Annotated in this window: 8 protein-coding genes and 2 pseudogenes; 3 read left to right on the top strand and 7 right to left on the bottom strand. The window is 61.9% G+C overall.

The window, feature by feature from the left end:
- The 5 genes and pseudogenes from EOA78_RS34240 to traI all read right to left on the bottom strand — a co-directional run.
- A pseudogene (locus EOA78_RS34240) lies at positions 1 to 856 on the bottom strand (conjugal transfer protein TrbE); the annotation flags it as partial.
- A 9-nt stretch (positions 857 to 865) separates the two neighbouring features.
- Positions 866 to 1165: a conjugal transfer protein TrbD gene (locus EOA78_RS34235; RefSeq protein ID WP_127320012.1), complete on the bottom strand. Its 300-nt coding sequence runs from the start codon at positions 1163 to 1165 to the stop codon at positions 866 to 868.
- A complete protein-coding gene (locus EOA78_RS34230) occupies positions 1158 to 1535 on the bottom strand; it encodes a TrbC/VirB2 family protein (RefSeq protein WP_164784083.1) in 378 nt (125 codons plus the stop codon). Before EOA78_RS34230 ends, EOA78_RS34235 begins: the two co-directional genes overlap by 8 nt.
- The gene (trbB, locus tag EOA78_RS34225; RefSeq protein ID WP_127320010.1) at positions 1525 to 2496 is read right to left on the bottom strand and encodes a P-type conjugative transfer ATPase TrbB; all 972 of its coding nucleotides are present in this window, start codon (positions 2494 to 2496) and stop codon (positions 1525 to 1527) included. Before trbB ends, EOA78_RS34230 begins: the two co-directional genes overlap by 11 nt.
- A 12-nt stretch (positions 2497 to 2508) precedes the next feature.
- Positions 2509 to 3132, bottom strand: coding sequence for an acyl-homoserine-lactone synthase TraI (gene traI, locus EOA78_RS34220; RefSeq protein WP_127320008.1), 624 nt, complete (start codon positions 3130 to 3132; stop codon positions 2509 to 2511).
- A gap of 387 nt (positions 3133 to 3519) precedes the next feature.
- Here traI and repA point away from each other — a divergent pair, with 387 nt between their 5' ends.
- The 3 genes from repA to repC all read left to right on the top strand — a co-directional run bounded on the left by repA (position 3520) and on the right by repC (position 7349).
- Positions 3520 to 4734 (top strand): plasmid partitioning protein RepA, encoded by a 1215-nt coding sequence (repA, locus tag EOA78_RS34215; protein ID WP_127320006.1) that lies wholly within the window; start codon positions 3520 to 3522, stop codon positions 4732 to 4734.
- A complete protein-coding gene (gene repB / locus EOA78_RS34210) occupies positions 4734 to 5753 on the top strand; it encodes a plasmid partitioning protein RepB (protein ID WP_127320017.1) in 1020 nt (339 codons plus the stop codon). The genes repA and repB overlap by 1 nt, the downstream gene beginning before the upstream one ends.
- 279 nt (positions 5754 to 6032) lie before the next feature.
- Entirely contained in the window at positions 6033 to 7349 is a 1317-nt protein-coding gene (gene repC, locus EOA78_RS34205; protein WP_127320004.1) for a plasmid replication protein RepC, read from the top strand.
- Between the two features lie 77 nt (positions 7350 to 7426).
- Here the strand turns inward: repC and EOA78_RS34200 are convergent, their stop codons facing one another.
- Complete coding sequence (locus EOA78_RS34200; RefSeq protein ID WP_348628521.1) at positions 7427 to 7639, bottom strand: hypothetical protein; 213 nt, start codon at positions 7637 to 7639, stop codon at positions 7427 to 7429.
- 97 nt (positions 7640 to 7736) lie between these two features.
- Positions 7737 to 8090, bottom strand: a pseudogene (locus tag EOA78_RS34195) (recombinase family protein); the annotation flags it as partial.

Below are 8090 nucleotides of genomic sequence, written 5' to 3'. Positions count from 1 at the left end.
CCTCCTGATCATCGAGGAAGATGAAGCGCGACGACCACCGGTAGGTGAGCGGCATCAGGTCGAGCGAGTTGAGGATGCCCGGCCAGCTCTCGGCTGGGAAGCCGTCGATGCCGACCACCGCGAGATAGCGGCTGTCGACCATGGGCGTGAGGCCATGGCTGAACTCGGCGGTCGCCAGCCAGTCGAGATACATCGGGATGTCGGGCAGGCGCACCGGATGGTTTTCGCCGGTGATTGAGAAGCGGATGAACTGGAAGAGCTCGTCATAGCGGGCGGTCTGGAAGCCGCCCCGCTCCTCAACCGAGCGCGTCACCATGCGGCGGATCGAAAGCACATTGCCCAGATACTGCTCGACCTCGCGGATCGAGGTCTGGAAGTTTTCCAGCACGGTGTCGGCATAGCGCGCGGTGCGGCTCTCGCTGTCGGAATAGACGTATCGCGCGAGGCCCGAGCGCCGTCTTTCCGGCGGCCGCCAGGTCAGGATCAGCGCGTGGCGGCTCTCGAAATGTCCCCTCCCCTCCTCAAAATGCGCGCGGCGCTCGTCGTCGATCGCCCGCGTCACGGCGTCCGGAAAATGGCATTCCTCGCGCGCCGGATAGTCCGAGGTCGCGACCCGCACCGCCTCGACCTGGATCATCCAGCCTGAGCCAAGCCGCGACAGGATCGCGTTGATCTGGCGGGAGACCTCGTTGCGCTCGGCATCGGTCGAACTCTCCGAGTCCGGCCCCGCAAAATACCAGCCCGCCATCAGCGAGCCGTCCTTGAGCAGGATGACGCCGTTCGCGACCAGCGCGGCATAGGGCACCAGATCCGAGAAGGACGGGCCGGAATGACGGAAGGAGCGTAGAGCGACCATGGCCGGGCCTCAGAACCGGCGCCAGGGCGTCGAGGTCGGCCGGTAGTAGGCCCGGTAGCCGACATGACGGGCATAGACGCGCCGCATCATCGGATCGGCCTTGGCCATCATCCGCAGTGCCGCCACCACGACGACCCAGACCGCAATCCCGAACAACGCCGAATAGGGCGTCAGCACGACGAAGATCAGGATCACGGCCGCGAGGCCGGTCAGGAGCACGAGCTCGCGGTCGGCGCCAAGCAGCAGGTTTGGCCGCGACAGCGCCCGATGGATTCGCGAACGGTCGAGGGTCGAGCCCGGCTCAGCCATGACCGCCCTCCCCTTCCCGATCGATCTTCGGCGAAGAAGCGACATCGCCGATCGAGGCGCCGCTGGCGCCGAACAGCGCGACGATCTGGGTTGCGCCGAGCAGGATGCCGGCGACGAGCACGACATACATCAGCCGCCGCGCGAAATCATTGAGCTCGCCGCCGAAGATCAGCATGCCGCCGGCGATCGCGACCGCGGCGAGCGCGATGAAGCCGGCAACCGGACCCGTGATCGATTGCTGGATCTGCTGCAGCGGGCCTTCCCAGGGCAGGCCGCCGCCGCTCGAGGCCAGAGCCGGGGCGCTGAGCTCGAGGCAGGCCAGGAGAGCCAGCAATCCGACTGCAAAGACACTTCCGGGTTTACGCTGCATGGCTGTCCTCGTCGATCTGGGGGTAGGATTCAGTTTTGTATCGGCCGCCCTCGAACCGCTCGACGTGGACCACGTCGCGCACGCGCCGTCCGCGGCCAGTACGCTCGATCGAGACGACCAGATCGACGGCTTCGGCGATGACCTCCTGCATCGGCTGCTGGCTCGCCTCGGCGGTGAGCTGCTCGAGGCGGCGCAGCGCCGACATGGCGTTATTGGAATGGATCGTGGTCACGCCGCCCGGGTGGCCGGTGTTCCAGGCTTTCAGCAATGTCAGCGCAGCCCCGTCGCGGACCTCGCCGACGATGATCCGGTCGGGGCGCAGCCGCATCGTGCTCTTCAGGAGCCGCGCCATGTCGATCGTGTCGCTGGTATGCAATGCGACCGCGTTCTCCGCCGCGCACTGGATCTCGGCGGTATCCTCGAGGATCAGAATACGATCCTCCGGGGCTGTCTCGATGATCTCGGCGATCACCGCGTTTGCGAGAGTGGTCTTGCCGGAACCTGTGCCGCCGGAAATGACGACATTGAGCCGTGAGGCAATCGCGTTACGGATGATATCCGCCTGGCGCGTTGTCATCACCTTGGCCTTTACATAGTCGTCGAGCGGAATGAGCCGCGACGCGCGCCTGCGGATGGTGAAGGTCGGCGCCGCCACTACCGGAGGCAGAAGCCCCTCGAATCTGTGGCCGCCGATCGGCAGCTCGCCCGAGACGATCGGTCGATCATCGTCTGCCTCCGAATGCAGCGCATGCGCCACACTGCCGATGACGACCTCGGCGGTTGCGGCACTCATCTCTCCGGCCGGCATAACGCCGTGGCCGAGCCGCTCTATGAAAAGCCGGCCATCGGGATTGAGCATGATCTCGACGACGGTCGCGTCATCGAGGGCGACGCAGAGCTGATCGCCGAGCGCTTCCTGCAGCTTGCGGATTAGGCGCGGGTGCGAGCGAAGCTGGGACATGGCCATCCTCGCTCAGGCGGCACGCAGCTTCGGACTAAGGACGGAGCGATATGACGGCGGGCGCACGCGCTCGAGGCTCGCGCGGTCTGCCGGCAGCATCCCTGCGATGGCAGTCGTCTCGCCGATCCTCCGCGGCTCCCCGATCCGGCTCATCGGCCAACCGGCTCTGTTGAGAATGCGCTCGATGCGAAGGTCCGTCCCGGTGACGATCTGGCGATATCCGTTGGCCATCGACCATTCGATGATGGCGGCGAACATGGTGAGTGTCGCATCGTGGAGCGAGCCCCCTGCCCTCCCCTCGTCAAGCGAGGTGTCGACGCAGAAGCGCGAGCTCTCGATCATCGCAGAATGCGGCTTGAAGGCGCCCGACTGCACCAGATCGGGAAACAGCGCCTCGATCATGGTCGGTCCGCTCGCCGGCAGCAGCCTTGCGCAGCCGGCGACCTCGGAGGCCGACGATATCGCCAGGATGTATGTTGGCTTCAGAGCGTCGAATTCATCGATTTCTCGCCCTGCCGTTGTGACTACGTCCCATCCGAGCCGTCCCTTGAAGATGCGAGCCCGAAGGCGGTGCATGGAATCGAGAAGATCAGGAAAGTCATCAAATGCGTCAGGAGGAATGGCCAGTGCCCGCATCAGTATTGCTCCGAATCGAGTGCGTTCGGAGGCAAAGGGCACGATTGAGCGGAGGGCCGCGACTAGCGAAATTATGAGTGCGATTCGATGCGATCAGGGGGAGTCGGCCTCCACGGCGGGATAAAGCCCTCTGCCGGCGCGAAACTTGGGGATGCAGCACCCTAATAGAATTACTAGCGATAGCTGGCGAAGATCGACGCGAAGATGTCGGTTAAGGAACTGATATGGAACAGGAAAACCCGCATCTCCGCTACCTCGCAATGATATCGCGTTAACCAGTCGTTAACCTTAAACCACTGGACGCAGGCGGAGAATCATGGCCTAGCTGCTTGTCGGGCAAAAGCCGATAAGTCGCATGTAGACCGACAAAGAGGAATGAAATCGACAATGGCCGCGCAAGCCGCAATCAGAGTGCAGAGCGAGGATCCGGCTGACAAGATCGTCCGGCATGCTGGCATGCTCTCCGAACATCTGCAGGCGAGGCGCCAGCAGATGTACCCGCCGGACGCCCAGAAGAGTCTCAGGAACTTCATGATTCACGAAGTTTCACGGCTGACCTCTATTCCCGAATCGACTCTCAAGTTGATGTCCAACGAAGGCAAAGGCCCCGTCCCTGCCCGCCTTGAAAACAATCATCGCGTCTACACGCTGGCGCAAATCAACGAACTTCGTGAGCTGTTTGCAGCTCAACGACCGACAGAGGCGTTGAGATTTCTGCCGCATCGCCGAGGCAGCGAGCATCTGCAGATTTTGGCCGTCGCAAATTTCAAAGGCGGCAGTGCTAAGACGACGACGAGCGCCCACCTCGCCCACTATCTGGCGCTCCATGGCTATCGCGTTCTCGCGATCGATCTCGATCCACAGGCGTCACTATCCGCGATGTTTGGCGCGCAGCCAGAAATGGACGTGCAGCAGAACGAGACCATTTATGCAGCCCTACGGTACGACGATGAGCGTCGCCCAATCGCTGAAATTGTTCGACCCACGTATTTCACGGGCATCGACCTGATCCCGGGAAATATAGAGGTCATGGAATATGAACATGAGACACCGCGGTTCCTATCGCAGCGGCGGACGGACGCCGAGAGCATCTTTTTCGAGCGGTTGCGGCTCGCGCTGGCAGAGGTTGAGGATCGGTATGATGTCGTCATCCTGGATACCCCCCCTTCTCTTGGCTTCCTGACACTTGGAGCCATTTATGCTGCGACGGGTCTTCTTGTCACCGTCCATCCGGCCATGCTGGACGTCATGTCGATGAGCCAATTCCTTTTGATGATGGGTGATCTGATCTCCGTCATTCGGGATGCTGGCGCAACGATGAAGCAGGATTTTCTGCGATATGTCGTGACCAGGCACGATCCTATGGACCAGTCTCAGGTCCATGTCGTCACAATGCTTCGGCATCTGTTCACGGAAGACGTTCTCACGTCAACGGCAGTCGAGAGTGCGGCGATTGAAACTGCGGGCTTGGCGAAGCGTACTCTCTATGAGCTTGAATCCGGCAACATCTCCGCTGCGACGGTGAAGCGTGCGCGGGAGTCTATCGACGCTGTCAATGACCAAATCCTCGGCTTGATCAAGCAAAGTTGGGGACGGACATGATGGCGAAGCGTCCTGGCGGAAAGTCAATTCTCGCGAACTTTGGAGCTTTCTCGCAGTCGGAAGCGGGAGCTTCGGAGTCTAAGAACCATTCGCCTCCCTCTGCGCAACCGCTAGCCCGGGTTGGGGCGGGCGTAATCGGTGCGACCCAACGGTCGCTAGCAGAGTTGCGGGAGGAGCGAGATAACCTGCGGGCACTTGTCGACGCTGGTGGTGGTACTGAACTCGACCCAAAGCTGATAGATCCATCGCCGTTTCCGGATAGGCTTCCTGACGACAGTGATGCCGACTTCGAAGCACTGAAGAAGCTAATCCTGGAGGAGGGCCAGAAGGTTCCAATCCAGGTTCGGCGGCATCCTGGCTCGGAGGGCCGCTATCAGGTCGTCTACGGGCATCGCCGCTGGCGAGCGGCAGCCGAACTCGGCATCAGGGTAAAAGCCACGATCCTGTCATTGTCAGACAGCGAGCTTGTCGTGGCGCAGGGCATTGAGAACGCCGCGAGACAAGACCTCAGTTGGATTGAACGCGCGCTGTTCGCCTGGAGAATGGACGCGGCGGGCATCAAAGCACGAGATATTCGCGCCGCCTTGTCAATTGATGATCCGGAATTGGCGCGTCTCAGGTCGGTTTGCCGGGCGCTTCCAGTGGGCGTGATAGAGAAAATTGGCCGTGCGCCTAAGATCGGCCGTCCGCGATGGATTGCATTGGCTACTGCTGTGAGCGAGGACCAGTCAGCTCTGACGCGAGTGCAGAAAACCTTGTCAGATGACAAGGTTTTATCCCTGCCATCAGATGAACGGTTCAAGCGCGCTCTAGCTGCGGTGAGGAAGGACCCGCCACGGTCCCGCAGCGAGAAGGAGATTAAGGGCCCGGCCGGAAAGGTAGTCGGAAAAGCGACATTCTCCGGCGGTGACATCAAGCTATCGATAGCAACCGAATACGCGGCGGCGTTTGGCGGTTTCCTCGAGGAGGAACTGCCGGTGTTGATGGACAGGTTTTTTGCCCGGGAGGGCGAGGTGTGATTTCGGTGCGGAGCGCAAAGCCTTGTCAGCTGACAAGGATGGGCGAGGCACTGGAAGGGTGACGGTCTCGGCCGAAGCCAAAGGATGGCGCAACAATCATAGAGGTAGCATGCGGTAAAAAGAAAGGCCCCCGAAACAGCGTCTCGGAAGCCTCTCTCGTTCGTTTGGCGACAACGAGAATCTCACTTCCGCGAATCACAGTCAAGAGTCTCCGTGAGGAGATTTGGACGCCGTTTTGGTGAGCGCCTTTGCTTTGCCTAAGAGCTAGAGGGCAGAACCATGACGGGACACATAGCAACGACGCCCTTTGGGCGGCGAACGATGACGCTTGCCATGATGGCGAGCCAGGCCGTGGCGAACGCGATGCCGGAAGGCGCACGCGTTCAGAAATGGCATGCCTTCAAATCGATCCGTGAAGCCAAGGATCTGATCGGCGCCACGGATCGCGCGCTGGCGATCCTCAACGCGCTTTTGTCCTTCCATCGGGACATGGAACTCTCGGCCGATGGCGAATTGATCGTATGGCCGTCGAACGAGCAGCTCATGGCCCGGGCGAACGGCATGCCGCCGACAACGCTGCGGCGTCATTTGGCCGTCCTGGTCGACTGCGGGCTCATCATCCGCCGCGACAGCCCCAACGGCAAGCGCTTCGCGCGCAAGGGCAGGGGCGGGCAGATCGAGCAGGCCTACGGCTTCGATCTGTCGCCGATCGTCGCGCGCGCCGAGGAGTTCGCCGAACTGGCAGAGACGGTTCAGGCCGAGAAACGCGCCTACAAGGCCGCGAGGGAGCGCCTGACGCTTCTGCGCCGGGACATCGTGAAGATGATCGATGCCGGCATCGAGGAGGGCGTTCCTGGCAATTGGGGCAAGATGACCCGGGTCTATCAGGAGATTATCGCCCGGCTCCCCAGGACGGCGCCACGACAGCTTCTCGAGGACATCTGCGAGGATCTGGAGCTGCTCTGGATTGAAATCCGTGAAGCATTGGAATCCTTCACAAAATCCGAGAATCCGGACGCCAATGAGTCCCGTTCTGGTCGCCACATACAGAATTCAAACCCAGACTCTCTATCTGAATCTGAAAACGGCTTAGGAGATAAGGAAGAAGCGGGCGGCAGCGCCGCGGAAAACCACAACCTGCACAGCTTGCCAAAGCGCGAGCTGCCCTTGGGGATCGTGCTGGACGCCTGCGCAAACTGGCGTGAGCTGGCGAAGGACGCCGAAATCCGCAACTGGCGGGATTTTCTGGCGGCGGCGGAAGTCGCCCGGCCGATGCTGGGGGTCAGCCCGAGCGCCTGGCGGGAGGCCTGCGAGGTTATGGGTGAACGGCAGGCGGCAATTACGCTGGCGGCGATCTACCAGCGCGCCGACCAGATCAATAGCGCCGGCGGTTATTTGCGCAGCCTGACAGATCGGGCCCGCGACGGGAAATTCTCGGCCTGGCCGATGGTCATGGCACTGTTGCGCGCCAAGCTGGACACCGAAAAGGCGGCTGCGCAGACCCGTGGCGGCCCGCCGGACGATGCCGACAAGCGGGAAGGGCGGCTCGAGGTCTCCGAAGCGCTTCTGAGAAGCTTGCGTCGGCCGAGATCGTGATGTCGGACGGATCTGTGCACTCGAATTTCGGTCCCGCTTTTGGTGGAGCAGCCATTCCCGCGGTCCGAGCCGATGTCTCAGTCGCCGCCCATAAGACCGTCAAACGCCTCGAGCAAGGCATCAACGATCGCCTGACCCAGCGCCTGTGCGGTCTCGCCGATTTGAGCTTCGTTTCCGCCGCGGGCGGCGGTGGCGAGGTCCGAACCCTGATCGGTCAGGATCGCAGTGGCCCGGTCGATCGCCCACTGCGCAAAATCGTCTCGGCTGTCGATGATCCTGGTGTCCATCATGGAAGCGCGCTCCGGCGTTTACGAATTCTTTGGCCGATTTCGGCTAGGGTCAGGGCGCGCGATGGGTATTGCGTTCGCGCCACACAATACTTGCGTCTCAGGCCTCGCTGAGCAAGCCGTTCCGCTTCGCACGGTCGAGAAGGTTCTTGACCGACGAGGGCGCCCATTTCGTCCCGCCATGCGGCGTGCGCTCGTGTAACCTTTCCAGCTGGCCGGCGATTTCGCGCAGCGTAAGCTGCGGATTGGACGAATGGATCCCGGCAACCAGCGTCATCAGGCGATCCTCGGGCAGGCGAGGTGGAGATTTCCTCAGAAGCGCCGCATCCGCCATCCCTTCGGTGACCATCCATTTGACGGCCCGGCGCAATCGCTCCGGTGACCAGCCGAGCCCACGTTGCTTCAGAAACCGCGCTATGTCGTCCCAGCTGTGGTCCGGACGCATGCGCCGGAC

Origin of the sequence: Mesorhizobium sp. M5C.F.Cr.IN.023.01.1.1 (assembly GCF_003997585.1) — a bacterium.
GTDB classification, from domain to species: Bacteria; Pseudomonadota; Alphaproteobacteria; order Rhizobiales; family Rhizobiaceae; genus Mesorhizobium; species Mesorhizobium wenxiniae.
The sequence above is the reverse complement of the archived record's forward strand: the minus strand, read 5'-3'. Positions and strand labels throughout refer to the sequence as shown.

Bases quoted from the DNA above. Each gene is read 5' to 3' on its own strand.
- EOA78_RS34235 (WP_127320012.1), bottom strand. From the start codon at position 1,165: ATGGCTGAGCCGGGCTCGACCCTCGACCGTTCGCGAATCCATCGGGCG.
- EOA78_RS34230 (WP_164784083.1), bottom strand. From the start codon at position 1,535: ATGCAGCGTAAACCCGGAAGTGTCTTTGCAGTCGGATTGCTGGCTCTC.
- trbB (WP_127320010.1), bottom strand. From the start codon at position 2,496: ATGTCCCAGCTTCGCTCGCACCCGCGCCTAATCCGCAAGCTGCAGGAA.
- traI (WP_127320008.1), bottom strand. From the start codon at position 3,132: ATGCGGGCACTGGCCATTCCTCCTGACGCATTTGATGACTTTCCTGAT.
- repA (WP_127320006.1), top strand. From the start codon at position 3,520: ATGGCCGCGCAAGCCGCAATCAGAGTGCAGAGCGAGGATCCGGCTGAC.
- repB (WP_127320017.1), top strand. From the start codon at position 4,734: ATGGCGAAGCGTCCTGGCGGAAAGTCAATTCTCGCGAACTTTGGAGCT.
- repC (WP_127320004.1), top strand. From the start codon at position 6,033: ATGACGGGACACATAGCAACGACGCCCTTTGGGCGGCGAACGATGACG.
- EOA78_RS34200 (WP_348628521.1), bottom strand. From the start codon at position 7,639: ATGATGGACACCAGGATCATCGACAGCCGAGACGATTTTGCGCAGTGG.